Below are 26,673 nucleotides of genomic sequence, written 5' to 3'. Positions count from 1 at the left end.
TAGCGAATCGGGGCCCTCTCAGGAAGGGCAGGGCGGCAGAAATGAAACGCCAGTTCCCAACGCTTGTTTGACGATAGCCCGACGGCGCCGGAGGCGGTGGCCTCCGGCGTCACGACGGCTTAACCGGAGGCCGGCTTCAAGTGAGCCAGCAGGCGCTTTTCCAGATAGCGGAACAGGTACAGGATGGCGAAGGTCAGGCACAGGTAGATCGCCGCCACGAACAGGAAGGCGTCGAAGGGCGCGTAGTAGCGGGCATAGACGAAGCGTGCCGCACCGGTCAGGTCCATGATGGTCACCACGCTGGCGATGGCGCTGGCGTGGAGCATGAAGATCACCTCGTTGCCGTAGGCCGGCAGCGCCCGGCGGAAGGCGCTGGGCAGCACGATGCGGCGCATCATCAGCGAGTAGCGCATGCCGTAGGCCCTGGCCGCCTCGATCTCGCCACGCGGGGTGGCCTTGATCGCACCATGGAAGATCTCGGTAGTGTAGGCCGCGGTGTTCAACGAGAACGCCACCAGCGCCGGGAAGAACGGCTTCTCCAGCAGTACCCATAGCCAGGTGTCCTGGATGCCCTCGACGAACACCACGCCGTAGTAGATAAGATAGAGCTGCACCAGCAGCGGCGTGCCGCGGAACACATAGGTGTAGAAGAAGATCGGCATCTTGATCCAGCGGCGCTTGGAACCCCGGCCGATGGCCAGTGGCACCGCGGCGATCAGGCCGACGATCAATGACAGGAACACCAGCTGGACCGTGGTGGTCAGACCCTCACCGTAGTAGGACAGGGTGTCGAGGGTGAAGATGGTGTTGTCGGCCAGCAGTGCTTCGATTGAGGCAAGCAGTGAATCCATCAGTCATGCCCTCCGAAGCCGACGTCGTAGCGCTTCTGCAGTCTGGCGAAGAACCACTCCGAGACGCTGGCGATCAGCAGATAGATGACCGCCACGATGATCATGAACAGGAAGGGCTCGCGGGTGGCCTTGGAGGCCTCCGCGGCGACCCGCACCATGTCGGACAGGCCGATTACCGAGACCAGGGCGGTGGTCTTCAACAGCACCATCCAGTTGTTGGACAGGCCCGGCAGGGCATGGCGCATCATCTGCGGGAAGCGAATACGGCGGAACACCAGGGCGTGGCTCATGCCGTAGGCGCGGCCTGCCTCGATCTGGCCGCTGTCCACCGCCAGAAAGGCGCCACGGAAGGTCTCGCCCATATAGGCACCGAAGATCAGGCCGATGGTCAGGACGCCGGCGACGAACTCGTTGACGTTGATGAAGATGTCGATACCGAAGCGGGCATACAGCCAGTCGGTGACCATGTTGATGCCGATCTGGCCGCCGAAGAACAGCAGCATCATCAGCACCAGGTCCGGTACGCCGCGGATGATGGTGGTATAGAGGGTGCCCAGGCGGTGGGCCACCCAGTTGCGCGACATCTTGGCGCTGGCGGTGACAAGGCCAAGCCCGATGGCCAGGATCAGTGACAGCACCGCCAGTTCGATGGTGACCAGCGCCCCCTCGAGAAGGCGTGGCCCGTAACCGTGAAGGTCAATCATGGGTCTCTCCTGGCCGCCTCAGCGCTTGGGTGCAAGGAATTGCTTGAGTCGCTCGGAACTGGGGTTGCCCAGCACCTGGTCGGGCGGACCCGCTTCCTCGACCTGACCCTGGTGCAGGTAGATCACCTGACTGGAGACGTCGCGGGCGAAGGCCATTTCGTGGGTTACCACGATCATGGTGCGGCCTTCCTCGGCCAGGTCACGCATGACCTTGAGCACGTCGCCGACAAGCTCCGGGTCCAGCGCCGAGGTCGGCTCGTCGAACAGCATGACCTCCGGGTCCATGGCGAGTGCCCGGGCGATGGCACCACGCTGCTGCTGGCCACCGGAAAGCTGGGCCGGATAGTAGTCGGCGCGTTCGGCCAGGCCGACCCGCTTTAGCAGGGCGCGGGCGTGTTCGATGGCCTCCTTCTTCGACTTCTTGAGCACGTGGACAGGCGCTTCGATGACGTTCTCCAGAAGCGTCATGTGGGCCCAGAGGTTGAAGCTCTGGAACACCATCGACAGCTTGGCGCGCATCTGTACCACCTGGTTCCAGTCGGCAGGCTCGCGGCCGTGCTTGGTTTCCTTGAAGCGGATCTGTTCGCCGTGGACAAACAGCTCGCCCTCGTTGGGCTGTTCAAGCAGGTTCATGCAGCGCAGGAAGGTGCTCTTGCCGGAGCCGGAGGCGCCGATCAGGGTGATGACGTCCCCCTTGCGGGCCTCGAGAGACAGCCCCTTGAGCACTTCGGTGTTGCCAAAGCGCTTCTTGATATTGCGCACTTCCAGCGGAATTGGTGTATCAGCCATGAATCGGGCTCCAGATAGAATCGGCCGTGCCGGGTGGGCCGGCCGGATGGCGCGGGCTGGCGCGAAAAAAACGGGGGATTCTAACAGGCTTGGAACGGCGCAGCAGACGAAGCTGATCCGAGGGGGTATAGACCTTCGTCGAGTATAGGGGCGGGAGTTGTCATGCGTCTATCTCCAGGTTGTTGTTATATATATATTTATTGTAAGTAAAAGAGGTGCGATCTCACGCTGATGTCAGCCTCACCGGGCGCACCAGCAGCGCCGCTCGAGCGCCGAGTTCTACCCTGGCGTTGGGGAACACCACCTTGAGCGGCTCGTCACCGATACGGGTATCGCCGGCCTGGGCGTCACGCGCCACCACGGTACCGGGGGCGAACTCGGTGAAGTTGGGAATGTCATCGGCAAAGCACAGCGCGAAGTCCTCGCTTTCACGGAACACTTCGACAGCCACCGCAAAGCCATCCAGCTGCTGGATCTCGCCCGACTCGGGCAATTGTCCGGCGATCAGCGACTGAATCAGCCGGCCCATGGGTTCAAGTGGCTCGAGATCATTGTGGCCGAACGGCAACGCCTTGCCGAGTTCCAGGGTAAACGCCTGGGCGCCGTGGTAGTGCTTGCTGTAGTGGGAGAAGGTCCAGCTATGCTGATGCTGCTTGAGCGCCGCCTGGATGCCCGCGCCGGCCATCCAGTGCCACTGCTCGCTATCGGTACGAGTCTCGGCGAAAGGGTCCACCACGAAGCGTGGGTAGTGGCTGTCGCGGATCGCGGTGTGCAGGTCGTAGTGCAGCCTTGGCAGCTGGCTGTGGTCGGCGAAGAAGGCATCCACCGCGGCCATCAGCTCACGCGCGCGGACGGCCTCGTCGCCTGGCTGGTCGAGTTCCCGCCGGAACAGCCGATTAAGGTTGGTCTCGACGAAGCGGGTGTTGCGACGAATCGCCTCGAGGTTGCCGAGGATCACCAATACCGGAGCACCGACAGAGGCAAGCCCTGCCTCCAGGCGCGCCAGGCAATCACCCAGCAGCTCGATCGGCGCGGTCTCGTTGCCGTGGATGCCGACGGACAGCACGCAGGCGCGTGCATCTGCGCCGACGGTGTCCGGGATCAGGCGCAGCAGGCCTGGCCCCTCGATCCGATAGCGGCCGCCTGAAAGCGAGCCTTCCCGGCCCTTGATCGGCCGGTCGGGGGACGACGCATCGGCCTCAAGACTTGCCGTCAGCCACTCAGCCAGCATGGCGACCTCCCGCCAGAGGCGAGGAACAAAGGGAACCTGAGTCGGGTGTCAGAACAAACGTCATCGGGAGTCTTCTTGTTGCCAAGGCATTTATCGAATTCTTGTCGCCGCACCATTGCGAGCCCCCAGGAGGACCCCGTTGCCTCTTATCGGCCCAGAGCTGGCCCACTACCTACCCACTAGCGACCCTCCGGGCCGACTCGCCAGCCGAGCTGGGGCGAACGGAAACAGGGCAGGGCGTGGCCTGTCAGCGGCCGATGGTCGGGCATTCGATCATCGCTGGAGGCGCGGATGCCGCTTCACCTTCTTAGGCAGCGAGGGACCTCGCAAGAGCGAGCGTCGATCTGGTGAAAACCGGGGGTGCGATAATGAAAGGCCCGGCAGCATTCGCCGCCGGGTTGGAGATGAGCGGCCACAGCGGCAGGCGCCTAGAGACCGCGAGCGCCGGTATAGAGGGTATACAGCGATTGACTGGCGGCCATCAGCAGACGGTTGCGCTTCTCTCCGACGAAGCAGACGTTGGCGCAGACTTCCGGCAGCAGGACGCGACCGATCAGGGTGCCATCCGGAGCAAACACGCTGACCCCATCCTTGCCCTCGCCCCCTGAGGTGCCGACCCAGAGGTTGCCGTCCTCATCACAGCACATGCCGTCGTAGCCCTCGCTGGTGCTTTCCACCAGCCTCTCGGCACCAGCCAGCGTCCTGTTCTCGGCGCTGAAGGTGAATCGCGTGATGGTAGCGGGCTGATCGGGATGGTGCGAAGGGGCGGTATCGGTGACATACAGCGAGCTGCCGTCCGGCCCCAGGGCGATACCATTGGGCTTGTAGAGCTCTGTGGTCAGACGGGTCGGCTCCTGCATGCCGTCCTCCCAGTAGTAGATGGCGGTCTCGAGTTCGAGCGAGCGCTGCTTGCCCTCGTAGTCGGAGTGCGCGCCGTAGCCGGGGTCGGTGAAGATGATGGCGCCGCCGGGCAGGGTGACCAGATCGTTGGGGGCATTGAGTGGCTTGCCGTCGAAGGTGCTGGTCAGCACATGGCGACTGCCGTCCCACTCGTAGCGAACCACCTGGGCCGGCGAGTGTTCGCAGGCGATCAGGCGACCACGATCGTCGAAAGCGTTGCCGTTGGAATGGCCGATATGATCACGCAGCACGCTGACCTGGCCGCTGGCCTCGTCCCAGCGCATCTGCCGGGCCCTGGGGATGTCGCTGAACACGGCGTAGCGACCCACGGCGTTCCAGGCAGGCCCCTCGAGCCAGAGTCCGCCCGTCCATTCCCGTTCCAGCGGGGCGTTGAACAGCATGTACTGCTTGAAGCGATCATCCACCACCTGCCAGGCGTCGATCGGATAACGCTCGGGCGTGGCGGCATGGGCAAATAGCGACGGCGCCGCAGCGGTGGCGCCGATGGCCGCCGTGGCGGCAAGAAACTCTCGTCTTCCCAGTGACATTGCTTGACCTCCATGCAGTGAAAGGGCGACCGAGGTGGTCGCCCTTTCAGCGTATGAGGTGTTCACTGGTCTGTATGTTATACATTCTGACGAGGTCAGGCGGCCTGTGGCAGCGCCTGATTATTGCTCAGCCCTGGCGATAGGGCTCGCACTCCTCGCCCTGTTCGACCTCTATCAGCTCCTCGACCGGGTAGTCCAGATCCTGTGCGCGCTGGACCAGCGAGCGGTAGGTCGCATCGTCGAGCTGGGGACTTCTGGCGAGGATCCACAGATAGTCGCGGTCCGGTCCGGTGACCAGCGACCATTGTCCGGCGTCATCCAGCGCCAGAATGTTGTAGCTTGCATAGAAGGGGCCGAAGAAGCTCACCTTCAGGCGGCCGACGTTGTCTTCCTCCAGCAGGTAGGCCTTGCCTTCGGCCACGTCGGGCTCGCCCTTGGACAGGTCGATGCCACGGTTGATCACCTGGACGCCACCGTCATCCCGGGTGGCGTAGTCGGCGGTGACGCAGTCGAGCCCTTCCTCGAAGCTGTGATCGAAGCGCGCAATCTCGTACCAGCGACCCAGATAGTCCTCCAGGGTGAAGTCATCGATGGGCTGGGTGCCAGAGGGCAGGCCTGTGCAGGCCGACAGCACCAGCGGGGCGCCAACGGCGGCGAGCAGGGCAGAGCGTCGCGTCGGCTTTCGAGCCGGGGCCGACGAAGGCCGGCGTCCTTGCGTATCCATGAGGGCTCCTGAAGGGTGGCAGGTGGGTGGAAGTCGAGTCACCGCTGGATGTATTGCATAATTTTCGTACAAGAAGTGTATGTCTTTTTTGCTGCTGTTGTCCAAGAGGCTTCCCGCTTGAGGTCGAGCAGCCATAAACGTGCAAGGAGCGCCGCATGACGCTAAAGGGGACACCAGGAGAGGCCCCGCAAGGAACGCCAGGTAGCCAGCTGGGCCAGCACTATGATGCCAAAGGAAGCCTGCTGGCTCGGCTCGAACGTGCCTTCGTCGAGGCGGGATGCGACCCCGACCATCTGAGTCATGACGAGATGGCCGGTATCGATCAACTGCATCTGGGGGGCAGGGCGGCCAGCCGGCGATTGATGGCCCTGGCGGGGTGGGATGCCGGCCAGTCCACTGAGACTGAGCAGATCTCGGACAAGCGTGAAGGATCTCCCTTGGACGCGTTCGCGGGTGCGGGCACGGGTTCCAGCGGCGCAGCGCGCCTGCTCGATCTTGGCTGCGGTACCGGCGGCGCCAGTCGTCTGCTGGCCCGTGAGCTTGGCTACGAAGTGGTGGGTGTGGATATCACGCCGGGCTTCATCGAGGTCGCGACCTGGCTGAGTCGGGCCTGTGGACTGGAGGACACTACCCGTTTCGTGTGCGCCGATGCCGCCGAGTTGCCGCTGGGGGATGCCAGTGTCGAGGCGGTGTGGTGCCAGCATGCCCTGCTCAATATGCCGGACCTCGCCGCTGTGTTGAGCGAGTGTCGCAGGGTGCTCGCTCCGGGCGGCAGGTTGCTGCTCCACGAGGTGGTTCGAGGCGACAATCCTGCGCCGTTATCGCTGCCGGTGCCCTGGGCGAGAACGCCCGAGCATAGCCGACTGTTGTCCCTGAAGGATCTCGAGCAACACCTCCTGGCCGCCGGGTTTCAGCGCCAGGCGCTGGAGGATGTCAGCGCCGAGGCGCTGGCCTGGCGTAGCCATCACCGGCGTCGCGAGCAGGGCGGGGCTGACCGCCGAGCCCATGGTGGCAGCAACACGGACCAGGCGCAGCCGCCCAGGCAGGAGGGGGGCGAGTCGTCACCTCAGGCGTCAGGGCCTGCTGCCCGTCCTCCCATTCGTCCCCGCTTGCCCGGGCCTGCGCTGATCTTTGGTGAGGTCTTCGTGGAGATGGGCCGTAACCTGCTCGATAACCTCAGCGACGACCGGGTGAGGGTGGTCCAGGGGGTGTGGCAACACCACCCATTGCCGCGAACCTGACAGTTTGACCCCCTGAATTCAAGCACCTGGATTCATAGAATAAGCGCCGCTGTATGTCGTTCAGCGGACGGCCTCCTCAAGGAGGCTCCCTCTCCCATGGTTGCCTCCTCGGGGGCACGGGTTTGCCAAGCCTGCTAATGCTCTGTGCTCTCTGGTCGTCTCTCTGCATTCTTCTCTCGGCATCCTTCTCTGTTTCCTGCCTTCCCTCCGTGCTTTTTTCGCAGGCTCTCTCGGCCGACGCGCGACGCCTTGGTACAGGGTGGCCTGGTGCGGTTGTGTCACGTCGAGCTGGCATGCGCCACCTGAACGGGTTCTGGGCTGACCGTTGTCGTGATGGATCACAGGGGCGGGCTTTCACGGCGCTCTTGCATTTGGGTATCCTGTAAATATATTTTATACAATCTACGTTTTGGCGGTGTTGCCTGAGTCTGGGCGTATCGGCCTGTCGAAGCGTTGGGGAATGTGGAATCTGGCGATGGGCGCTGGATACACCGATGGAGTCAATACAATGAACAACAAGGCCTTGAGTGCAGCAGCGATCGGAAGTCTGGTGATGGGGCTGGTGGCGCCTGCCCTGGCGGCTGACGTCGAGTGGAAGGTGCCGACCTCGGTACCGGCGGGCTCCCCTTTTTACGAGAACTTTCTGGAGCGGTTTGCCGATAACGCCGACACCCTCAGCCAGGGACGGGTGGAGATCAAACCCTTCGGCGCAGGGGTGATCGTACCTGCGTTGCAGGTATACGAGGCCGTGCTGGAAGGCACCGTGGAGGCGGGGCACTCCACGCCCAGCTACCTGGTAAACCAGAAGCCCATCAACGCCATCTTTGCCGGCTTCCCCGGTGGCATGGGGCCGGAGACCTATATCAACTGGATCTACGAGGGGGGCGGTCAAGAGGCCTTGCAGGAGCTGCGTGCCAGCGAGGGGTTGCATTCCTTGATCGTCGGTATCGGCTCCACCGAAGTCTTCGCTCACGCCAACGTCAGGATCGATAGTGCCGACGATCTCGAAGGTTTGAAGTATCGTACGTCGGGCCCCTGGGCGGAGGTGATGCGTGAATACTACGGCGCAGTGCCGACCGTGGTGCCGCCGGGGGACACCTACACCCTGCTTCAGCGCAAGGGTGTCGACGCGGTGGAGTGGGCAACCCCATCGAGCAACCAGCCAGAAGGGTTCCATGAAGCCGCCAAGTACATCGTGGTTCCCGGCGTGCATCAGCCCACCTTCCTTTGGGAGGTTGTCGTGACCGAGGACACCTGGGCGGCCGTCCCAGACGACCTCAAGCCGCTGATCGAAGCCGCCGCCAAGCTCACGACCTATGAAGGCCTGAGCCAGTTCTATCACCAGGACATGCTGGCCATGGAGGCTTACCGTTCGGGCCGCAATGAAGTGGTGAGCCTGGACCCCGAGTTTGTCGAGGATCTGGCCCAGAGCGGTCGGGCCTGGATGGAGGCCACGGTTGAAGCGTCAGACGATCCTGCAATGCGGGCGCTGCTGGAAGACTACCGCACCTACCAGCAGCGCTGGAGCGAGCAGAACGACTACCTGATCCGCGACTGACCCCTCAACCGATCCTGGAGGAACGTCACCTCGGCCTGCGGGGTGACGCCTATTCATGAATACACTGATGAACCTCATCGACAGGGCGTCGACGCTGCTGGCGTGGGGCAGTCGCCTGGCGCTTGTCGCCCTGACCGGCGCCATGCTCTACGAAGTCATTGCACGCTATGCCTTTAATGCCTCGACCATCTGGGCCTTCGATCTGTCCTACATGGCCACGGGAACAGCCTTTGTTCTCGGCATCGCCTGGACCGCCAAGGTGGATGGCCACGTCAGGGTCGATGCCTTCAGTCGCCTGCTTCCGCCGCGTCTGGTCCAGCGCCTGCACGGTGCCGTCTATCTACTGCTGATGGTGCCGGTGGTGGCGCTGATGGCGCATCACGGATGGCTGCGCACCCTGCGGGCCTGGCACACCAATGAGGTGGAAATGGTCAGCGTATGGGCACCAAGGATGTGGCCGCTCTACGCCCTTATCGCCATCGGGCTTTCCCTCTTCGCCTGCCAGCTTGCGGTGGACGGAGTGCGGCAGCTTTGTACAGCACGCACCACCGAGGAGAGTCGCTGATGGATGCCCTCGTTGCCGGTCTGATGTTTCCCGGCTTATTTCTGCTTATCTTCCTGGGCATCCCCATCGCCTATTCGTTGACGTTGGTCTCGGTTGCCGCTGGCTGGTACGCCTTCGGACCGATGATCTTTCAGCAGCTGTACGGTAGCGTCTACAGCGCCGCCACCCACTATGTGCTGTCTTCCATCCCGCTGTTTGTGCTGATGGGAGGAATCCTCGAGAAGTCGGGAATCGCGCGTCAACTGTTCGATGCCATCCAGCTCTGGATCGGCCGACTGCCTGGGGGGCTGGCGCTGACGACGATCGCCATGGCGGCCATCTTTGCCGCCGCCTCTGGAGTGGTCGGTGCTGTCGAGATCATGATCGGTCTGATGGCGATACCCGCGATGCGGGCCTATGGCTATCGCAATAGCCTGATGAGCGGGACCATCTGCGCTGGGGGCTCCCTGGGCACGATCATTCCGCCGACCGTGATCGTGGTGGTGTATGCGGCCCTTGCCCAGCTTTCCATCGGCGAACTCTTTGCCGCCATCATTCTGCCAGGCGGATTGATGGTCTCGCTGTTTGCTCTCTACATTCTGGTGCGCTGCGCCCTGCGCCCCCAGGACGGCCCTCCGGCCGTGGAGGCGACACCCTTGCCGCTGGGCCAGAAGCTCGCGATCACCGCTAAGGCCCTGGTACCCCCGCTGTTGTTGATGTTTGCGGTGCTGGGCTCGCTGCTGATGGGCATTGCCTCACCGACAGAGGCGGCGGCGGTCGGCGTGGGCGGCGCCTTGCTGCTGGCTGTGATGAATGGCGGTATCAGCGTCCAGGCGCTAGGGGAGTCGCTGTCCCTGACGGTGCGCATCACCGCCATGATTCTGCTGATCGTGGCGGGGGGCACCATGTTTACCGGGATCTTTGCGGTCAACGGCGGCGGCGAGATGGTGGCCGAGATCGCTGAGCAGCTCGGCGGCCCCACCGGTGTCATACTGTTCTTCCTCGGCGTGACCTTCCTGCTCGGCTTCGTGCTCGACTGGACCTCCATCGTGCTGATCTGCGTTCCGATCTTCACGCCGGTGGTCAAGCAACTGGGCATCGATCCGGTCTGGTTCGCCACCCTGGTGCTGGTGACCATCCAGACCAGCTATCTCACCCCACCGATGGCATCGTCGATCTTCTATCTGAAGTCCATCGCCCCGGATGACATCACCTACGGTCAGATGTGCCGAGGGGTGCTGCCCTTCATCGCGATCCAGCTGGTGACACTACTGGCGGTGGCACTGGTGCCGAGTCTGGCGACATGGTTGCCAGAGCAGATCGTGGGGTTCTGAAGACCGGCCCGGCTCGAGGATGCCGGGCCGGCAGGGTGATCAGCCCTGGGCGATACGCTCGCTGATCGCGGCGCCCAGACGCTCGGTGGTGCCGTTGCCGCCCAGGTCCGGGGTCAGCACTTCGCTGTCGCCGTCTTCCAGCACCGCCTCGATGGCGGCCAGGATGGCGTCACCGGCGTCCTTGTGACCCAGGTGTTCGAGCATCATGGCGCCGGACCAGATCTGGCCGATGGGGTTGGCGATGCCCTTGCCGGCGATATCCGGGGCGCTGCCGTGAACCGGCTCGAACAGGCTCGGGAAGGTGCCTTCGGGATTGATGTTGGCCGAGGGCGCCACGCCGATGGTGCCGGTACAGGCGGGCCCCAGGTCGGAAAGAATATCGCCGAACAGGTTGGAGGCCACCACCACGTCGAACCAGTCCGGATGCATGACGAAGTTGGCGGTCAGGATATCGATGTGGAACTTGTCCACCTCGACGTCGCCGTACTGCTTGGCCATCTCGGCCACACGGCTGTCCCACCAGGGCATGGTGATGGCGATGCCGTTGGACTTGGTGGCCGAGGTCAGCTTCTTGCGCGGGCGGCTCTGGGCCAGGTCGAAGGCGTACTTGAGCACCCGGTCGACGCCGTGGCGGGTCATCACCGTTTCCTGGATCACCACCTCCCGGTCGGTGCCCTCGAACATGGTGCCACCGACGCTCGAGTATTCGCCTTCGGTGTTCTCGCGGACCACGTAGAAGTCGATGTCGCCGGGCTCGCGACCGGCCAGCGGGCTCTTGATACCCGGCAGCAGGCGGCAGGGGCGCAGGTTGACGTACTGGTCGAACTCGCGGCGGAACTTGAGCAGCGAGCCCCACAGCGAGATGTGATCCGGTACCTTTTCGGGCCAGCCGATGGCGCCGTAGAAGATCGCATCGAAGTCGATCAGCGTCTCGCGCCAGTCGTCCGGCAGCATCTTGCCGTGCTCGAGGTAGTAGTCGCAGCAGGCGAAGTCGAAGGTCTGGGTATCCAGGTCGATAGCGAAGCGCTTTGCGGCAGCCTCGAGGGCGCGCACGCCCTCGGGCATGACTTCGGTGCCGATACCGTCACCGGCGATGATGGCGATGCGATGGGCCATGAAAGCTCCTTGATCCTGTCTGCTGGCGTGTAGAGGGTGCCTCGCGCAGCGGCCACGATTGTGCTTGGTGTGAAGGGTGGCGGCGGCAAGGTGTAAGGTCAGTCTAGCTCTTTACAGCGAGGCGATAATGGGGCTCGATGGCAATTCATTGTTGATCTCAAGTGGAGAAAAGGGTGGCGTCACTCGATGATCTGGCGTTCTTTCGTCAACTGGCCCAGGCCGGCAACTTGACCGCCACTGCACGCGAGCTGGGGCTGTCGCTGTCGGCGGTCAGCAAGCGCCTGAAGCAGCTGGAGGCGCGGCTCGGGGTGGAACTCGCCACGCGCACCACCCGGCGGCTTACCCTGACCGCCGAAGGTGAGCGTTACCTGGCAAGGGGGGTAGCGCTACTGGATGAGCTGGCCGAACTGGAAGAGAGCCTGGGCGAGGATCGCGAGGCGCTGGCGGGACCGCTGCGGCTCAACGCGACCTTCGGTTTCGGCCGTCGCCATGTGGCTCCCTTGCTGTCCGAGTTCTGTGCCTTGCATCCGGGCATCGAGGCGTCACTGGAACTCTCGAACTTTCCCGCGCCATTGGTGGAGGGCGTGGATCTGGGCATCCGGATTGGCGAGCCCCCCGACTCGCGCCTGGTGGCCCGCCGTCTGGTGGCCAGCCGACGTGTTGCCTGCGCCTCTCCCGACTATATCGAGCGCTGTGGTCGGGCCGAGACTCCCCAGGCGCTGCAGCGCCACGCCTGTCTGGTACTGCGGGAGAATGACAGCGATTTTGCGCTGTGGCGATTCGTCGACGCCGACGGTGTCGAGACGTCGGTCAAGGTCGGCGGGCGCCTTACCAGCAATGACGGTGAGGTCATCAAGCGACTGGCGCTCGATGGTCACGGGGTGATGCTGCGCTCCTGGTGGGACGTTCACGATGAACTGAAGGAGGGGCGCCTTGTCAGCCTGCTGCCGGGCTGGCAGGGGGTGCGTGCCGACTTCTTCGCGGTCTACGCCCAGCGCCGGCACGTCCCCGCGCGCTTGCGTGCGCTGGTCGACTTCCTCGCTCGGCGCCTGGCGGCCAGGATCCCGTCACTCGATTGAACGACTGCCGGCCCCGTCAGCCCTTGCGTGCCAGCACTCGCAGCCGGGATTCCAGCATGTCGCGGTCCAGGTAGGTGCCCTGGAGGTGACGCTCTCCGGTGGAGGGATCGAAGGCCTCACGTCCATGCAGTACCCGGCGGTTGTCGAAGGCCACCATCTGCCCGGGACGCAGGTCGAGGGCAATCTGATGCTGTGGTGCATGCAGCAGGGTCCAGAAGTGGTGGTAGGCCTCGTACCAGGGGGTGATCAGGTCGGCAGGCAGGTGCAGGGTGTCACGAATCCAGTTGTTGAAGCGAATCTCGCGGATGCGCCCATCCGTGCCGACGTCGATGACCGGCTCGCGGACGCCGATATCGTGTTCCTCGTCCTGGAAGCGAAAGTCGATGGCGGTCTCGGCCAGAAGCTGGAAGTGATCGGGGTTGGCCGCGCGCAGCGCCTCGGCGACCTGGATGCCGTCGGCGAAGATCGAGCCGCCGCCTTCGGCATCGTTCTTCAGGCAATACAGCAACTGCATGTCCGGCGGTTGGCGCCAGTTAGGCAGGTCGGTGTGCAGCGCCAGGGCAATCGAGGTGTAGGCCGCGTTGTTGGGGTTGGGCTTTGAAATGACGTCGAAGCGAGCCCCGAAGTTGGTGGCCTTGAGCGGGCCAATGCGCCGTGCCAGGCGACTGACCTCCTCGAGTTCCAGCGGCCCCTCGTCGAGCAGCACCAGGCCGTCGCGCAGCAACGCCGTGATCCAGGCTTTTTCGCCGTTGCCACCGGCCACCAGATCGGCATGCCGCACATGCTGGGGGGAAAACGGCGTCTGCCAGGCGACAGGCCGCGGCAGGCTGTCGATGACGGCCTCGCCGGGGCGACGCTGGTGCAGCCAGCCGGCGGCGAAGCGGCTGTGGTGTCCGTCCTGCCAGTCAAGGTGGAGCTGACCGTGCTCGATGCGGGCCTCGTCGAGCCCTGGAACGGCGGCCATCGGTGTGACCAGGCGTTCCCGGGTCAGCGGGTGGCGGCACTGATCACAGGCGCAGTGATCGCGCAGCCACAACAGAGGAAATTGTCCTCGGTCGCCGTTGTTCCAGACCAGCGAGAGACGCAAGCCTTCAGCGACCACGTCGGTCAGCGTCAGGTGCTGGGGCCAGGGGGCCAGTTCGTGCATATCGATGTGGCCGGCGTCGGAGGTCGAGGTCAACGAGGTGGTGCTCATGGATGGCTCCCAGGTGACGAGTGTTGACGAAATAGGTGACGAGTGTTGACGCCGATGGTGGAGGCTCGAGGCGATGGCGACAAACGACTAATATGACGCCTTAGGCCAAGCTTGGCTTATGACTGTCTTTTTCATTGACGCTAAACCATAGGGCCAGAAACCACATGCACCGACTTCCTCCTCTGCATTGGCTGCAGGCCTTCGAGGCCTCGGCAAGAACCCTGAGCTTTACCGCGGCGGGCCAGGAACTGTCGGTAACCCAGGCCGCCATCAGTCAACGTATTCGGCTGCTGGAGGACCGCCTGGGGCAGCCACTGTTCGTGCGCCACCCGCGCAGCCTGACGCTGACGCCGGCGGGCCAGGCCTGGTTGCCGAGCGTCCAGGAAGCCTTTGCGCGGCTCGATGAGGGCACCCTGGAGGTGTTCGGCGTGACCCCGGATCGTTCGGTGACGCTGCGCACTACGCCGGCGCTTCAGAGCCAATGGCTGGCGCCTCGTCTGGCACGATTTCACATCGCTCACCCCGAGGTGACCGTGCGTGTGGTCAGCGCCGTCTGGAGTTCGGATTTCGGTGCCGAAGGGGCCGATATCGAACTGCGCTACGGCCAGGGAGAGTGGCGCGGCATGGAGTCGATTTCGCTGGGGGCGTCGTCGTTGTTGCCGGTCTGTACGCCGCCGCTGGCAGGGCAGCTCGTCTCGCTGGATGCCCTGGCCGGGCAGACCTTGCTCCATGCGGCGGGCTTCGCGGCCGGCTGGCCGGCCTGGCTGGAGCACGCCGGGCGCAAGGATCTGTCGAGCCACTGTCACAGTCTGATCTGCGACAACCTGTCCATGGTGATGGCCCTGGCCCGGCAAGGGGCGGGGGTGGCGCTGGTGCACCGCTGCCTGCTGGAAGATCCCCAGGGGCTGGTTGCTCCGTTCGACATCGAGGTGCCCACCCGCGAAGGATTCTGGTTGTGTCGCCCGCGCAGTGCGCAGGGCAGTATCGAAAGCGAACGGCTATGGCGCTGGCTGGCGGGCGAGGTGGCGCCTGGGCCATCGTGACAAGTTTGTCGGCAAGAGGTCAGGCCTCGGCACTTTGCTCCAGGAGGGCTGGGGCTGAGCCGCTCGAGTCGGTATGATCGTGCCCGCCGATCGAGCGCTATCGCTGGCGGGCGCTGGCGCTCGTAAGAGCATAGAATTGAGAATGAGGGTGCCGTCCGGCTCCCGCCTGCACCGCACCCTGGGATTGTCGCCGCCGGGGTGCGGTCCATCATCTGTTTCGGGAGACTGCTGCCGCCGTGAATGTGTTGATGTTCACCAACACCTATGCGCCGATCGTCGGTGGTGTCAGCGAGTCCGTGCAGCGCCTGAAGCACCAGTTGCAGCGGGCGGGGCATCGTGTACTGGTGGTGGCGCCTCGGCTGGAGGGACAGCCGGAACACGAGCCGGACGTGGTGCGTGTCGTCGCGGTGCAGCATTTCAACGGCAGCGACTTCTCGCTGCCGGTGCCAATCCCCGGACAACTGTTCGACGCCATCGAGGCTTTCGAGCCGGACATCGTGCATTCACACCATCCCTTCCTGCTGGGCGACACCGCAGCGCGCGCGGCGGAAACCTACGGCCTGCCACTGGTGTTCACCCACCACACGCTGTACGAGCACTACACCCACTACGTGCCGGGGGATTCCTCGCGGATGCAGCGCTTTGCGGTGGCACTGGCGACCCAGTACACCTGGCTGTGCGATGAGGTGATTGCTCCCAGCGAGAGCGTCAAGCAACTGCTGGTCCAGCGCGCCGGCAACCCGGACATGACGGTGGTGCCCAGCGGGGTGGACACTTCACTCTTTGCGACGGGCAAGCGTGATCGCTGGCGGGACCACTTCGCGATCCCCGCTGATGCCCGGGTGATCGGCCATCTTGGTCGGCTGGCCAAAGAGAAGAATCTGGCATTTCTGGCGGGCGCGGTGTGCCAGGCGCTGGTCGAGGATGCCGAGGCCTGGTGGCTGGTGGTAGGAGACGGTGATGCCCGAGAAGCGGTGGAAGCCGCCGCCGATCGTCATGGGGTGAGCGAGCGTGTCTGTTTTACCGGCTGCCTGCACGGGCAGGCGCTGATCGACGCCTACCACGCCATGGACGTCTTTGCCTTTGCATCACACAGCGAGACCCAGGGCATGGTGGTGGCCGAAGCAATGGCAGCGGGGCTGCCGGTGGTGGCCCTCGATGCCCCTGGCGTTCGCGAAGTCGTGCGAAATGGCGAGAATGGACGGCTGCTGGCGCATGAGGATGAGCAGGCCTTCGCCCTGGCCCTGGCCGAATGTACCGACGCACGATACTGGCCGGCCCTGCACGAGACCGCCCTGAGCACGGCCCAGGCCTACGACGAGGCTCGCTGCGCCGAGCGCTGCCTGCGGGTCTACCGCCTGGCGATCGCCCGCGGCGGCCCCTTCACCCACGCCGATGACGGCGGCTGGGAGCGTGTACGCAGCCGACTGGGCGCGGAGTGGCAGATGCTACGCTACCGAGGGAGGGTACTACGCCACCTGGTCCAGGAGGAGTGGCGTGAAGAGTGGCGTGAGGAGCGGCCATCCTGGTGGCCCGGCCAACATGAAGACGAACCCGAACTGCCGTCGAGGTGACGCCGCTTGCTGATTCAAGACACCTAGGTTTAAACGCACAAAATTTTCCGAATAGTGCGTTCATTCATTTTATGCTCATGTGACTCGGCTTCACCAGGAGAGCACGATAGAATCTCCAAAGGCTTCGTTTCTTCGGTTGGATAGAGCGAACAGCGCTCGGTGAGGGTATGACGTTGGAACAGACACGGCAGGACAGCAAGCGATCATCGTCGGCGCAGCGTGATGACGACGCCGTGTCCCTGCGCGCGGATCTGACCATCGAGTTACCGATACGCTTCGTGCATGAGCTGTCCGCGGCCGAATCGCTCCAGGACGTGCTGGATACGGTGGCACGCTGGTCAAGTACGGTGTTTGGCGCCAACCGCGCTTCCATCACTCTGGCGCAGTCCGAGACCGAGCTGACCCTGATCGCCATGGAAGGTAACAACGCCATCCCGATGGATCAGCCTGTGCCGATCTACGGCACCATGGTCGGACGTGTCTATCGCACTCGCCAGGCGGAGTACGCCGAGCGTTTTGACGGGAGTCCCGATCTCGACTGCCAGATGCTCAGTGCCAAGGGGCTAGGGTGCTGTCTCGATGTCCCGATGATCAGCGGCAGTCGCTGCGTGGGCACCATGAACATCGCCCACGAAAGCCCGAATGCCTTCACCGATGAAGATCGTGAGCGCCTGCAGGCCATGGCCCACTGGGTCGCCGCCAGCATACGCATCCATCATCAGATCGAAGAGATGGAAGTGCTGTCCGAGACCGACCCCCTGACCGGGGTGTGCAATCGTCGCGCCTTTGCTACCCGTTTTGCCACCCTGGCCAAGCGCTGGCAGCGCGGCAAGGGAGCGCTGGGTGTCGCGCTGGTCGATCTCGATCACTTCAAGTCGATCAACGATACCTACGGCCATGAATCCGGGGACAGGGTGCTGGTCGCCGTGGCCAAGGCGCTCGACGCAAGCTTTCGCAAGTCGGACCTTATCGCCCGCATGGGGGGAGAGGAGTTCTGCGTGGTCATGGCGGACGTCGACAAGCCTGCCTTGATGTCCGCCCTCGAGCGTTTCAACCTTGCCCTGTCCGAGCTGGAGATACCCGTCGCCGATAGCGTGATACGCGTCACCGCCAGTATCGGTGCGTTGCTGATCGACAGTGACAGCGCTGACCTCGACAGCCTGGTCAATCAGGCCGATCAGGCGATGTACAAGGCCAAGACCAATGGTCGAAACCGAGTCGAGTTCGTGCACGTGACGCAGTAGGTCAGCCGTGGCGGTGCTACTTGCTTTCCACTTGTCTGGATGATCCCCGATCGGCCTTTCTCCCGTCGGCCCAGCGCTTGAGTCCGACCAGCAGGCCGACACCCAGCGCCAGGCCACCCAGCGCATAGAAGATCTCGCTGCGACTGTCGGCGGTGATCAACTCGCCCAACTGGCTGCCGAGCAGGGTGACCCCGGCCAGGCCCGGGGCGATGCCCAGGGTGGAACCGATCAGGTAGTCGCGAAAGCGCAGATGGAAGGCTCCGGCCATCATGTTGGTCAGGGTAAAGGGGGCCAGCGGCAGCAGGTTGACCAGCGTCATGGTGCGGATGCCGTGTCCCGACAGGTAGCGTGACAGGCCGTTCAAGCGCTTTCCCCCGTAGCGCAACAGCGCATCGCGGCCAAGCTTGCGACCGACCCACCAGGTCAGGCAGGAGGCCGACAGGGTACCGATCAGGGCGTAGCCGAAGCCCCACCAGGGGCCAAATACCAGCCCGGTCGCTGCCACCAGCAGACTCAGCGGAAACATCACAAGCGATAGCCCTGCATAGACAGCAGCCACCACGACGATGGCCCAGGGGCTGTCGCGCCACGCCGTGCCACCCTGGGAAAGCTTCATCAGGGTGTCGACGGTAAGCAGGTCATGCATGGCCAGCCACTGCCAGGTCAGTCCCAGCGCTGCCAGCACGGTGATGGCCAGGGTCGGCAGTAGCCAGCGCCGCGTCATCGGGGGGATTCCTGAGTGGCGGGTGAGGGTGCGGGATGGTCGTTATCGGCAGTCAGCGGCCATTTGAGGGGCTGCTGCTGAAAGTAGCGACAGAGCAGATCGTAGAGTCCCGGGTAGGCCTCCATCAGACGGTCGGGGGCGCTGAAGAAGGTCTCGCAGCAGACGGCAAAGCACTCGCCGGGATGGCTCGCGGCGTAGTCGTCGATCGGCGTGGGGTCGCCTGCTTCGAGGCGCTTTTGCAGGTCCTGCCAGACCGCCGTGAACTCGCGATGCCACTCCCTGGAGGCGATGGCGACCGGCAGTGGTGGAAACCCGTCGACGTCCTGGGAATTGCCCATATCGAGCTTGTGGGCGAATTCATGGATGACCACGTTGAAGCCATCCAGGCCACCGCTCTCGACCAGATCGGGAAAGGCGATCACCACCGGCCCCTGGTAGAAGGTCTCGCCGGCGCGCTCGTCCTCGTAGACGTGCATCACCCCGGCCTCGTCCATCTCTTCGACCTGGCGACGAAAGGCGTCGGGCAACACCAGTACTTCGTGCACGTTGGCAAAGGCTTCCTGGTGCTCGTGCTCGCTCCAGCCGAGCGTCAGCAGACAGGCCTGGGCCGCCAGGGCCAGGCGTTCCTCGCTATCCAGTGCCGCAGGGTCCAGGTCCGGGTGCAGGCTCAGACGCTTGTCATGAAGAAACCGCCAGGCGCGCTGACCCAGGCGCTGGGCCGAAGCCTCGGGCACCCGGGCCAGCAAGGGCAGCCGCGCCCGCGCGCCTGCCCAGGTGTCGGCGGGGAAGGGATGGCGGGCATCGAAGCGGGCTGCCCGCCAGCGCTTGAGTCGTGACAACACAGCCTAGCTGTCGTCCTGGTCCCTGGCGCCGGACTTCCACGACCAGTCGCGCAGGCGCAGGTCGAACAGGTCCTTGCGGCGGTCCTTGAGGTTGGTCACCGAGCCCTCGGCACGCACCACGGTCAACCGCGACAGATCCAGGTCAGAGAACATGATCATCTCGGTGTTGGGGGTGGTCTCTGCCATCACTGCGTCGTGGGGGAAGGCGAAGTCGGAAGGCGAGAACACCGATGACTGGGCGTACTGGATGTCCAGGTTCTCGATGGACGGCACATTGCCGACGCTACCGCACAGCACCACGTAGCATTCGTTCTCGATGGCTCGGGCCTGGGCGCAGTGACGAACCCGCAGATAGCCGTTCTTGGTGTCGGTCCAGAAGGGCACGAACAGCAGGTCCATGTCCTGATCGGCGAGCAGTCGGCCCAGCTCCGGGAACTCCACGTCATAGCAGATCAGGATGCCGATGCGTCCGGCATCCGTCTGGAATACGCACAGATCCTCGCCGCCCTCGATCACCCAGTCGCGGCGCTCCTGGGGGGTGATATGCAGCTTGGCCTGGCGCTCGATGGAGCCGTCGCGGTGGCACAGGTAGGCCACGTTGTAGAGGCGTCCGTCGTCACCTTCCTCGATCATCGATCCGGCGATGATGTTGATGTTGTAGGCCACCGCCATGCGTGACATTTCGGTCTTGAAGCGCTCGGTGAAGCCAGCCAGAAAGCGGATGGCCGCCATCTGGTCCTGCTGGGCGGCGCGGTCCTGAAGGCCCATCAGCGGTGCATTGAACAGCTCCGGGAAGACCGCAAAGTCGCTCTGGTAGTCGGACAAGGCATCGACGAAGTACTCGACCTGCTGCAGCACCGCCTCCACCGAGGCGAACTCGCGCATCTGCCACTGCACTGCGCCGACCCGAACCTGGGTCGGACGACTTTCCAGCATGCGTTCGGCCGGCTCGAACAGGATGTTGTTCCACTCGAGCAGGGTCGCGTAGCCCTGGGACTTCTCGTCTTCCGGCAGATACTTGCGCAGCAGGCGCTTGACCTGGAAGTCGTTGGACAACTGGAACGACAGGATCGGGTCATGCAGCTCCTTGCGCGAGACCTTGTCGATGTACTCGCTCGCCGACATGCTGTCGGCCACCCGGTGATACTCGGGGATGCGTCCGCCGGCCAGGATGGCCTTGAGGTTGAGCTGGCGACAGACCTCCTTGCGCGCCTCGTAGAGGCGACGGCCAAGGCGATAGCCGCGGTAGTCGGGGTCGATCAGCACGTCGATGCCGTACATGGCATCGCCGTCCTTGGCGTTCTGGATCGTCTCGCGCTTGCCGATCAGGTCGTCGTACTTGTGCGGGTTGGAGAACTCCTCGTAGTCGACCAGGGCGGTAAGCGCCACGCCGATGACCCGGCCGTCGTCCTCGATGACGATCTGGCCGTCAGGAAACTCCGCCACCAGCCTGTCGATGGTGATCCTGGGCCAGGCTCCGCCGATGTCGTGGTAGACCTTGTCCATCAGCCCCTTGAGCTGAGGGTAGTCGTCACAGGTGAGGTTACGGAGATTGAGCTGAAGATCATCGAGGGACATGAAGCGTTCCTCCGGAAATGGACCGCATAGTCTAACATGCCGCCCAGGGCAAGGCGGAACGAGGTGTGCAGCATAGCGCAAAAGCATAAGCGTTATGCATCTAAAGCTCGGGGGGCAGTAGTGCACATCAAGGGAAGCATGAAGCGCTGGAGAGAGCGCTGGAAAGAACGCGTCCAACAAACAGCGGGCCTTGCCACGACAAAGGCCCCGCCGTAGCGGAGCCTTGGGATGCTGCGTGCAAGCTCTGCAGCGCAGGTGTCCTGCAATCTGGAGGCTTAGACGTCGTTTTCCGGCTCGTTGGCCGAATCGACACCGCTGTCTTCCACCAGGTCGCCCTCGTCCAGCGCCGACTGGCTGTCGCTGGCGGAAGCGTCGTCGCTGGGCGCGTGGTTGGAGTCGACACCGCCATCCTTGACGATCTCGCCTCCGGGAATGGCGCCATCTTCGCCCTCGGCCTTCGCTGAATCGTTGGAGGAGTCGACGCCGCTATCTTCAGGCATGACTTGCTCCTGCTTCATCTCTTCGTCTCCCTCGGCGTGGTGATCGGCCAGGGCGGCGCTGGAGAACAGGCCGATCAAGCCGGCCAGGGCGAGGCGCTTCAGCAGTGTGGTCTGGTAGGTGTTCATCGTAGTACCTCCGGGTTGTAGCTGTTGATGATGCTCTGATGACGGCCCAACGGCATTCCCGTCGTCGACCTTTCATTGTCCGTCGCTTCATGCGGGGACTGAAGGGTGGGGGGCGGGATGTGGGGCGGGTCGTGAGCAGGCCTGCTCGCGACATATTGCGTCACCTTCCTGGTGACGCCATCGAGTGGGTGGCCTGAGCCCTTCCGTGGGCCCTGTGTTCTTCCCTGTCGGTGTCGGGCACTGAGCCTGTCCGCTGGCTCTGTTGGGCTTCCTGCCCAGCGGTTCCTTCCTGGAACCTCTTGCGGCCATCCTGGCCGCTATCACGCGGCGATGACTGCCACGCGGCTGTTCGGGTCAAGGCCTGGGCCCTTCCGTGGGCCCCGAGATCGTCCATGGGGATATCGGGCGCGAGCCTGTCCATCGCTCAGTCGTGGGCGTCCTGCCCTGCGGTTCCTTCCTGGAACCACCAGCGGCCATCCTGGCCGCCATGCCGTGGCGAGTCCCTGCCACTGTGACCATCCGTGGCCTGGCGATTATTCGGTGTCGTTGGCGGAGTCGACGCCGCTATCCTCTGCCAGCTCACCCTTCGGCTGGGTCTCGGACATGCTGTCGTCGGCTTGCTCGGCGCTGTTGGAAGAGTCGACGCCACCGTCTTCGACGAGGGGCTTGTCGGCATTCATGGCGCTGTCATCGGCCATGCTGGAAGAGTCTTGCTGTTCGGTCACATTGTTTGAGGTATCGACGCCGCTTTCCTGGGCTTCGTTTTCCTCATGGTGAGCGGCCATGGCCATGCTGGAGAACAGTGCCATCGTGCTCATGAGTGCTGCGGCCTTGACGATGTGTTTCATGCGGAACCTCTCGTCGCTGGATTTGCAGAGGCCGTTGGCGTCCTGTGCTCAACGGTTGTACTAAACCTATACAACGCATGGTGGTTTTGCAAATACGGACGTTATTCTTGTCTAATTATGGTTAGCCGTTTCAGCGACATCTTGACGCCCTCGGCCCTTGTGACGGGGCCGCGGGACGAAAGTCAGCGGGCCTCGCCGTGACGGCGGATCGGCTGCCGGAAGGTCTGGGCCGTCAGCACGCCGGCAAGCACCAGAGCGCCGCCGCTGAGGTGGTACCAGCCAAGCCGTTCGCCGAGCCAGAGCATGGCGATCAGGGCGCTGAACAGCGGCATCAGGTTGATGAAGATGCTGGCGCGGCTGGCGCCGATGTGGCGAATCGCGAACATCCACAGATAGGTGGTGATGATAGAGGCGGGGATGCCGGCGTACAGGATCAGGCCGGCGTTGCTTGTGTCGATCGGTGTCATTGGGCCCAGCAGGTAGGCCGGCAGCAACAGCAGGACGGCGAACACCGCTTGAACGTAGAGCATGACCCAGGGCGATATGGCAAGCGGCCAACGCTTGAGCATGACCCCGTAAAGGGCGTAGCAGGTCGCGGCCACCACCATCAGCGCATCGCCAGGGGCCACTTCCAGATTGGCCAGGACGGCGATGTCACCTCGGCCGAGTAGCCACAGCACGCCAGCGAGAGCCATCACGCCGCCCAGGCAGCCGCCCCAGCTAGGTGGCTCACGCAGCACCAGGGCGCTGAGCAGAATCGTCAACAGCGGCACCATGGCTGCCAGAATGCCCATGTTGGTGGCGCTGGTAGAGGCCGCCGCGACGTAGGCCAATCCTTGCCACAGGGCCATGCCCAGCAGTCCCAGAAGCGCAAGCTTGGGCCAATGCGTGGCGATGGCGTGTCGCTCGCGCCAGCTCTGGCGCCAGACGAAGGGCGTCAACACGGCCACCGCCAGTAACCAGCGCAGGAAGGCGATGCTGCTGGGGGCGATGGTGCCGACGGTCAGCTGGTTGATGGTCATGTTGCCGGACCAGATCAAGACGGCGCCCAGGGGGGCCAGAAAGGGCAGGAGGGGCATCGGGACGGGTCCATGTCATCGAGAAGGTCTGGCGGAAAAGGCACCGCCGCCTATCAAGGCGGCGGTCGATAACGCAATACCAGTTGTACAGCAGGCTTGTACAGGATTCGAGTGACGTATCACTGTGTCCTGCCCAGGCGTTTAGCCGATAGCGGCGGCTCCGGCCTTGGCGACCTGGATGTCCTGGTCCGGCTTGACGCCGGAGATGCCAACGGCACCGGCCACCTGGCCGTCGATGATCACCGGTACGCCACCGGACATCAGGCCCTCCATGGGCGCCGACAGGAAGGCGTTGCGGCCGCCGTTGATCATGTCTTCGAAGACCTGGGTCTCCTTGCGACCGATGGCGGCGGAGCGGGCCTTGGCCATCGCGACGTCGGCACTGAACGGTGCAGCGCCGTCGAGGCGGCGCAGGCCCAGCGGGTAGCCGCCATCATCGCTGACGACGATGGTCACGGCGAAGCCATTGGCCTCGGCTTCCTTCTGGGCAGCGTCGAGGATGGCGTTGACCTGGGACTGGTCGAGGTAAGGCTTGGTCGGCATGGGGAGTCCTTGTGATTGAGGGTTGTGGTTAATATGGAAAATATTTTCGTTTTTAGTCTAGGCGCTCTGGGCCTGTCTGACCAGAGCCTCGTCGACGATCTCGATCCAGTGGCGCACCGGGGTGCGGTTGGTGGCGGCGAGATGGGTCTGGCAGCCAATGTTCGCGGTGACAACCACCTCCGGCTTGCCTTCCTCCAGCGCGTCCATCTTGTTGTCACGCAACTGGCGTGACAGTTCGGGCTGGGTGATCGAGTAGGTGCCGGCGGAGCCACAGCAAAGGTGACCATCTCGCACCGGCGTCAGGGTGAAGCCCATCCTGGTCAGTACCGTTTCCACCGCGCCGTTGAGCTTCTGAGCGTGCTGCAGGGTGCAGGGGCAATGGAAGGCCAGGCGCTGGTCGGCGCGCACGTCGAGGGTTGTCAGGTCTTCCTGCCCCAGCACCTCGACCAGGTCCTTGGCGGCCTCGCTGACCCGGCGCGCCTTCTCGGCATAGTCGGGGTCGCCGGCCAGCACTTCGACATACTCCTTGACGAAGGCGCCGCAGCCGCTGGCGGTCTGGATGATGGCCTCGCAACCGGCGTCCAGGTGAGGCAGCCAGGCGTCGATGTTGCGTCTGGCTCGCTCGCGTCCGGCTTCCTGGGCGTTCAGGTGGAAGTCGATGGCGCCGCAGCAGCCGACCTCGGGGGCGGGCGTCAGGCCGATCCCCAGGCGGTCCAGCACGCGAGCAGTGGCGGCATTGGTGTTGGGCGACAGGCCGGGCTGCACGCAGCCTTCGAGAATCAGCATCTGGCGCGGATGACGCTTGCCGTCGGGGCGCTTGCCAGCGTCGACCGGGGCCGGGGGCATCTTGCTCTTGAGCGCCCCGGGGACCAGCGGCTTGAAGGTCTGGCCCAGCGCCAGCAGGGCCTTGAACCGGCCGGGCTCGACCAGTGCCTTGCGCAGGCCGAAGCGAAGCGCCTTGTCGGAGGTGCTGCGCGGCACACGCCGCTCGATCTCGGCGCGGCCGATATCCAGAAGCTTGTGGTACTCGACGCCTGAGGGGCAGGTCGTCTCGCAGTTGCGACAAGTAAGGCAGCGGTCGAGGTGAAGACGGGTTTCCTCGGTGATCTGGTCATCGTCTTCAGGGCTTTCGAGCATCTCCTTCATCAGGTAGATGCGGCCGCGCGGACCGTCGCGCTCATCGCCAAGCAACTGGTACGTCGGGCAGGTGGCATTGCAGAAGCCGCAGTGAACGCAGCTTCTCAGGACTCTGTCGGCCTCGCGAATGTGCGGCTTCTCGAGGTCTTTTTCGCTGAAATGGGTCTGCATGTTGTTATCCGCTAGTCATGGTCGAGGCCCGGACCGTCGCCGGGGCCAAACGGGGGATCAGGTCGTCTGTCGATGGCTGTCCGATCATGCCGCCTTCGCCGGGCGGCTGTGATCGTTCAGCGCCCGGTCTACCAGTCCGGATACAGTCGGCGCGGATTGAAGATGCCGTCGGGATCGAGCTTGCGTTTCACCCGCTCGTGGTACTTGGCGACCACCGGCTGCAGTGGCGTGAAGGGCTCGGCGGCGCCCGGTGTGAAGCAGGTGGCGTGGCCACCGGCCTGGGCGACGGCGTCGCGCAGCGACTCGGCGTCGACCTGCCCCTTGAGCCAGCGCTGATTACCGGCCCAGTCGAGCAGCAGTTGATGTGGCTCGACGCCGGCGATGTCCAGGCTCGGGGTGTTGGTCGGCAGGCTGATCCGCCACAGCGGCGTGCTGGTGTCGCTGAAGAAGGGCAGCGACAGCTCTCGGAGCTCGCGCCAGAAGTCGGCCTCGAGGGTGTCCCCGCCGATCGCCTCGCGGGTGGCGGCCACCGAGCTTGCACCGCCTTCGAGACGCAGATGCAGGGCGCCACTGTGCCAGGCCGCTGCGCTCAAGGGGAGCGGCTTGCGTCCCCATTCGGCCAGACGACTCAGAGCCTCTGACTGGGACATTTCCAGACGCAGGCTGGCGCTGGCGGTAGGTAGCGGCAGCACCTTGAGGGTGACTTCGGTGATCAGTCCCAGGGTGCCCTGGGCGCCGACCATCAAGCGTGACAGGTCGTAACCTGCCACGTTCTTCATGACTTCGCCGCCGAAGCGCTGTTCACGCCCCTGGTGATCGAGTACCCGCAGGCCCAGCACGAAGTCTCGCACCGAGCCGGCCCAGGGGCGGCGGGGCCCGGACAGTCCGGCGGCGATGGTGCCGCCGACGGTGGCCTCGGCACCAAAGTGTGGGGGTTCGAAGGGCAGCATCTGGCCCTGGTCGGCCAGCGCCTCCTCGAGTTCGGAGAGAAGGGTGCCGGCACGCACCGAGACGATAAGCTCGACTGGATCGTAGCTGGTGATACCGCGGTGTTCGCGGGTGGATACCGGCGTACCTTCCACCGGGCGGCCATAGAAGGCCTTGGTGTTGCCGCCGACGATGCGAAGCGGACGTTCGGCACTTGCCGACTGGATCGCTTCGGACAGAGCCGCCAGGCCGTCGAAGGCGGAAGGGGAAACGTCATTGTTGGACATGGTGGTACCTGAATTCCGACAAAGAGGGACAAACGTCGACAAGGCGCGACACACGGAGCACGGCAGCGCTGCAAGGGCGTCACGGTCGTTGGCAGGAGACGAGGCTTGCCGCCTTCCTGCCTGAACCGTGACCCTTTCCTGCGGCGCCTGGAATCGCGGCGGCTCTGGCTAGAACCTTGGCAGTTCCGGGTGCGGCAGCTCGTTGTTGTGCACCATGCATGGCACTGAACCTTGAT

The 26,673-nt window shown here is 64.1% G+C and carries 25 protein-coding genes; 8 read left to right on the top strand and 17 right to left on the bottom strand.

Annotated features, from left to right (window positions below; all coding sequences use genetic code 11):
• Positions 1 to 119: 119 nt before the first annotated feature.
• From NFH98_RS15810 to NFH98_RS15785, 6 genes are all read right to left on the bottom strand, one after another.
• Positions 120 to 851 (bottom strand): ABC transporter permease, encoded by a 732-nt coding sequence (locus tag NFH98_RS15810; protein WP_108132404.1) that lies wholly within the window; start codon positions 849 to 851, stop codon positions 120 to 122.
• Entirely contained in the window at positions 851 to 1,555 is a 705-nt protein-coding gene (locus NFH98_RS15805; protein ID WP_045992793.1) for an ABC transporter permease, read from the bottom strand. The genes NFH98_RS15810 and NFH98_RS15805 overlap by 1 nt, the downstream gene beginning before the upstream one ends.
• An 18-nt stretch (positions 1,556 to 1,573) precedes the next feature.
• Positions 1,574 to 2,344 (bottom strand): ABC transporter ATP-binding protein, encoded by a 771-nt coding sequence (locus NFH98_RS15800; RefSeq protein WP_045992792.1) that lies wholly within the window; start codon positions 2,342 to 2,344, stop codon positions 1,574 to 1,576.
• A 223-nt stretch (positions 2,345 to 2,567) separates the two neighbouring features.
• The gene (locus NFH98_RS15795) at positions 2,568 to 3,575 is read right to left on the bottom strand and encodes a succinylglutamate desuccinylase (protein ID WP_349622938.1); all 1,008 of its coding nucleotides are present in this window, start codon (positions 3,573 to 3,575) and stop codon (positions 2,568 to 2,570) included.
• Positions 3,576 to 4,003: 428 nt separating this feature from the next.
• On the bottom strand, positions 4,004 to 5,023 hold the full coding sequence (locus NFH98_RS15790; protein WP_349622937.1) for an SMP-30/gluconolactonase/LRE family protein: 1,020 nt from the start codon (positions 5,021 to 5,023) through the stop codon (positions 4,004 to 4,006).
• A gap of 127 nt (positions 5,024 to 5,150) precedes the next feature.
• The gene (locus NFH98_RS15785; RefSeq protein WP_349622936.1) at positions 5,151 to 5,747 is read right to left on the bottom strand and encodes a lipocalin family protein; all 597 of its coding nucleotides are present in this window, start codon (positions 5,745 to 5,747) and stop codon (positions 5,151 to 5,153) included.
• Positions 5,748 to 5,902: 155 nt separating this feature from the next.
• Between NFH98_RS15785 and NFH98_RS15780 the strand changes: the two genes are divergently transcribed.
• The 4 genes from NFH98_RS15780 (at position 5,903) to NFH98_RS15765 (ending at position 10,424) form a co-directional block, all read left to right on the top strand.
• Complete coding sequence (locus NFH98_RS15780) at positions 5,903 to 6,988, top strand: class I SAM-dependent methyltransferase (protein ID WP_349622935.1); 1,086 nt, start codon at positions 5,903 to 5,905, stop codon at positions 6,986 to 6,988.
• 508 nt (positions 6,989 to 7,496) lie between these two features.
• Positions 7,497 to 8,546 (top strand): TRAP transporter substrate-binding protein DctP, encoded by a 1,050-nt coding sequence (dctP, locus tag NFH98_RS15775; protein ID WP_349622934.1) that lies wholly within the window; start codon positions 7,497 to 7,499, stop codon positions 8,544 to 8,546.
• A 55-nt stretch (positions 8,547 to 8,601) separates the two neighbouring features.
• Positions 8,602 to 9,111 carry a TRAP transporter small permease subunit gene (locus NFH98_RS15770; RefSeq protein ID WP_045991707.1) on the top strand — a complete coding sequence of 170 codons (510 nt, stop codon included), beginning with the start codon at positions 8,602 to 8,604 and terminating at the stop codon, positions 9,109 to 9,111.
• Positions 9,111 to 10,424, top strand: coding sequence for a TRAP transporter large permease (locus tag NFH98_RS15765; protein ID WP_045991708.1), 1,314 nt, complete (start codon positions 9,111 to 9,113; stop codon positions 10,422 to 10,424). Before NFH98_RS15770 ends, NFH98_RS15765 begins: the two co-directional genes overlap by 1 nt.
• A 39-nt stretch (positions 10,425 to 10,463) precedes the next feature.
• On the opposite strand, the gene NFH98_RS15760 is transcribed toward NFH98_RS15765, so the two are convergent.
• Positions 10,464 to 11,540, bottom strand: coding sequence for a tartrate dehydrogenase (locus tag NFH98_RS15760; protein WP_045991709.1), 1,077 nt, complete (start codon positions 11,538 to 11,540; stop codon positions 10,464 to 10,466).
• A 173-nt stretch (positions 11,541 to 11,713) separates the two neighbouring features.
• On the opposite strand from NFH98_RS15760, the gene NFH98_RS15755 reads away from it, so the two are divergent.
• Positions 11,714 to 12,619, top strand: a complete 906-nt coding sequence (locus tag NFH98_RS15755; RefSeq protein ID WP_108132410.1) for a LysR family transcriptional regulator — start codon at positions 11,714 to 11,716, stop codon at positions 12,617 to 12,619.
• 16 nt (positions 12,620 to 12,635) lie between these two features.
• Here NFH98_RS15755 and NFH98_RS15750 read toward each other — a convergent pair whose 3' ends face one another.
• A complete protein-coding gene (locus tag NFH98_RS15750; RefSeq protein WP_349622933.1) occupies positions 12,636 to 13,814 on the bottom strand; it encodes a TauD/TfdA family dioxygenase in 1,179 nt (392 codons plus the stop codon).
• A 164-nt stretch (positions 13,815 to 13,978) separates the two neighbouring features.
• On the opposite strand from NFH98_RS15750, the gene NFH98_RS15745 reads away from it, so the two are divergent.
• From NFH98_RS15745 to NFH98_RS15735, 3 genes are all read left to right on the top strand, one after another.
• Positions 13,979 to 14,857, top strand: a complete 879-nt coding sequence (locus NFH98_RS15745) for a LysR substrate-binding domain-containing protein (RefSeq protein WP_222515991.1) — start codon at positions 13,979 to 13,981, stop codon at positions 14,855 to 14,857.
• Between the two features lie 236 nt (positions 14,858 to 15,093).
• Entirely contained in the window at positions 15,094 to 16,431 is a 1,338-nt protein-coding gene (locus NFH98_RS15740; RefSeq protein WP_045991740.1) for a glycosyltransferase, read from the top strand.
• Between the two features lie 167 nt (positions 16,432 to 16,598).
• Entirely contained in the window at positions 16,599 to 17,675 is a 1,077-nt protein-coding gene (locus NFH98_RS15735; protein WP_083970241.1) for a sensor domain-containing diguanylate cyclase, read from the top strand.
• A 16-nt stretch (positions 17,676 to 17,691) separates the two neighbouring features.
• Here NFH98_RS15735 and NFH98_RS15730 read toward each other — a convergent pair whose 3' ends face one another.
• From NFH98_RS15730 to glcE, 9 genes are all read right to left on the bottom strand, one after another.
• Positions 17,692 to 18,399, bottom strand: a complete 708-nt coding sequence (locus NFH98_RS15730; RefSeq protein WP_349622932.1) for a TVP38/TMEM64 family protein — start codon at positions 18,397 to 18,399, stop codon at positions 17,692 to 17,694.
• The gene (locus NFH98_RS15725) at positions 18,396 to 19,241 is read right to left on the bottom strand and encodes a M90 family metallopeptidase (protein WP_349622931.1); all 846 of its coding nucleotides are present in this window, start codon (positions 19,239 to 19,241) and stop codon (positions 18,396 to 18,398) included. The genes NFH98_RS15730 and NFH98_RS15725 overlap by 4 nt, the downstream gene beginning before the upstream one ends.
• Before the next feature lie 3 nt (positions 19,242 to 19,244).
• Entirely contained in the window at positions 19,245 to 20,819 is a 1,575-nt protein-coding gene (locus NFH98_RS15720) for a bifunctional GNAT family N-acetyltransferase/carbon-nitrogen hydrolase family protein (RefSeq protein WP_045991713.1), read from the bottom strand.
• Positions 20,820 to 21,094: 275 nt separating this feature from the next.
• Positions 21,095 to 21,445 carry a hypothetical protein gene (locus tag NFH98_RS15715; protein WP_108132416.1) on the bottom strand — a complete coding sequence of 117 codons (351 nt, stop codon included), beginning with the start codon at positions 21,443 to 21,445 and terminating at the stop codon, positions 21,095 to 21,097.
• A 533-nt stretch (positions 21,446 to 21,978) separates the two neighbouring features.
• Positions 21,979 to 22,293, bottom strand: a complete 315-nt coding sequence (locus NFH98_RS15710; protein ID WP_045991716.1) for a hypothetical protein — start codon at positions 22,291 to 22,293, stop codon at positions 21,979 to 21,981.
• A 182-nt stretch (positions 22,294 to 22,475) separates the two neighbouring features.
• Positions 22,476 to 23,372 carry a DMT family transporter gene (locus tag NFH98_RS15705; RefSeq protein ID WP_045991717.1) on the bottom strand — a complete coding sequence of 299 codons (897 nt, stop codon included), beginning with the start codon at positions 23,370 to 23,372 and terminating at the stop codon, positions 22,476 to 22,478.
• 141 nt (positions 23,373 to 23,513) lie between these two features.
• Entirely contained in the window at positions 23,514 to 23,915 is a 402-nt protein-coding gene (locus tag NFH98_RS15700; RefSeq protein WP_045991718.1) for a GlcG/HbpS family heme-binding protein, read from the bottom strand.
• A 57-nt stretch (positions 23,916 to 23,972) separates the two neighbouring features.
• Positions 23,973 to 25,223: a glycolate oxidase subunit GlcF gene (glcF, locus tag NFH98_RS15695; RefSeq protein WP_349622930.1), complete on the bottom strand. Its 1,251-nt coding sequence runs from the start codon at positions 25,221 to 25,223 to the stop codon at positions 23,973 to 23,975.
• Between the two features lie 128 nt (positions 25,224 to 25,351).
• Positions 25,352 to 26,437 carry a glycolate oxidase subunit GlcE gene (gene glcE, locus NFH98_RS15690; protein WP_213229109.1) on the bottom strand — a complete coding sequence of 362 codons (1,086 nt, stop codon included), beginning with the start codon at positions 26,435 to 26,437 and terminating at the stop codon, positions 25,352 to 25,354.
• Positions 26,438 to 26,673 lie beyond the last annotated feature (236 nt).

The sequence above is a fragment of the Halomonas sp. H33-56 genome, assembly GCF_040147035.1.
Taxonomy (GTDB): Bacteria; Pseudomonadota; Gammaproteobacteria; order Pseudomonadales; family Halomonadaceae; genus Halomonas; species Halomonas litopenaei.
This window is presented reverse-complemented; position numbering and strand designations above follow the sequence as displayed.

What these genes read in the sequence shown, in the direction of transcription:
- NFH98_RS15810 (WP_108132404.1), bottom strand. Translation starts at nt 851, where the DNA reads ATGGATTCACTGCTTGCCTCAATCGAAGCACTGCTGGCCGACAACACC.
- NFH98_RS15805 (WP_045992793.1), bottom strand. Translation starts at nt 1,555, where the DNA reads ATGATTGACCTTCACGGTTACGGGCCACGCCTTCTCGAGGGGGCGCTG.
- NFH98_RS15800 (WP_045992792.1), bottom strand. Translation starts at nt 2,344, where the DNA reads ATGGCTGATACACCAATTCCGCTGGAAGTGCGCAATATCAAGAAGCGC.
- NFH98_RS15795 (WP_349622938.1), bottom strand. Translation starts at nt 3,575, where the DNA reads ATGCTGGCTGAGTGGCTGACGGCAAGTCTTGAGGCCGATGCGTCGTCC.
- NFH98_RS15790 (WP_349622937.1), bottom strand. Translation starts at nt 5,023, where the DNA reads ATGTCACTGGGAAGACGAGAGTTTCTTGCCGCCACGGCGGCCATCGGC.
- NFH98_RS15785 (WP_349622936.1), bottom strand. Translation starts at nt 5,747, where the DNA reads ATGGATACGCAAGGACGCCGGCCTTCGTCGGCCCCGGCTCGAAAGCCG.
- NFH98_RS15780 (WP_349622935.1), top strand. Translation starts at nt 5,903, where the DNA reads ATGACGCTAAAGGGGACACCAGGAGAGGCCCCGCAAGGAACGCCAGGT.
- dctP (WP_349622934.1), top strand. Translation starts at nt 7,497, where the DNA reads ATGAACAACAAGGCCTTGAGTGCAGCAGCGATCGGAAGTCTGGTGATG.
- NFH98_RS15770 (WP_045991707.1), top strand. Translation starts at nt 8,602, where the DNA reads ATGAATACACTGATGAACCTCATCGACAGGGCGTCGACGCTGCTGGCG.
- NFH98_RS15765 (WP_045991708.1), top strand. Translation starts at nt 9,111, where the DNA reads ATGGATGCCCTCGTTGCCGGTCTGATGTTTCCCGGCTTATTTCTGCTT.
- NFH98_RS15760 (WP_045991709.1), bottom strand. Translation starts at nt 11,540, where the DNA reads ATGGCCCATCGCATCGCCATCATCGCCGGTGACGGTATCGGCACCGAA.
- NFH98_RS15750 (WP_349622933.1), bottom strand. Translation starts at nt 13,814, where the DNA reads ATGAGCACCACCTCGTTGACCTCGACCTCCGACGCCGGCCACATCGAT.
- NFH98_RS15745 (WP_222515991.1), top strand. Translation starts at nt 13,979, where the DNA reads ATGCACCGACTTCCTCCTCTGCATTGGCTGCAGGCCTTCGAGGCCTCG.
- NFH98_RS15735 (WP_083970241.1), top strand. Translation starts at nt 16,599, where the DNA reads ATGACGTTGGAACAGACACGGCAGGACAGCAAGCGATCATCGTCGGCG.
- NFH98_RS15730 (WP_349622932.1), bottom strand. Translation starts at nt 18,399, where the DNA reads ATGACGCGGCGCTGGCTACTGCCGACCCTGGCCATCACCGTGCTGGCA.
- NFH98_RS15720 (WP_045991713.1), bottom strand. Translation starts at nt 20,819, where the DNA reads ATGTCCCTCGATGATCTTCAGCTCAATCTCCGTAACCTCACCTGTGAC.
- NFH98_RS15715 (WP_108132416.1), bottom strand. Translation starts at nt 21,445, where the DNA reads ATGAACACCTACCAGACCACACTGCTGAAGCGCCTCGCCCTGGCCGGC.
- NFH98_RS15710 (WP_045991716.1), bottom strand. Translation starts at nt 22,293, where the DNA reads ATGAAACACATCGTCAAGGCCGCAGCACTCATGAGCACGATGGCACTG.
- NFH98_RS15705 (WP_045991717.1), bottom strand. Translation starts at nt 23,372, where the DNA reads ATGCCCCTCCTGCCCTTTCTGGCCCCCCTGGGCGCCGTCTTGATCTGG.
- NFH98_RS15700 (WP_045991718.1), bottom strand. Translation starts at nt 23,915, where the DNA reads ATGCCGACCAAGCCTTACCTCGACCAGTCCCAGGTCAACGCCATCCTC.
- glcF (WP_349622930.1), bottom strand. Translation starts at nt 25,223, where the DNA reads ATGCAGACCCATTTCAGCGAAAAAGACCTCGAGAAGCCGCACATTCGC.
- glcE (WP_213229109.1), bottom strand. Translation starts at nt 26,437, where the DNA reads ATGTCCAACAATGACGTTTCCCCTTCCGCCTTCGACGGCCTGGCGGCT.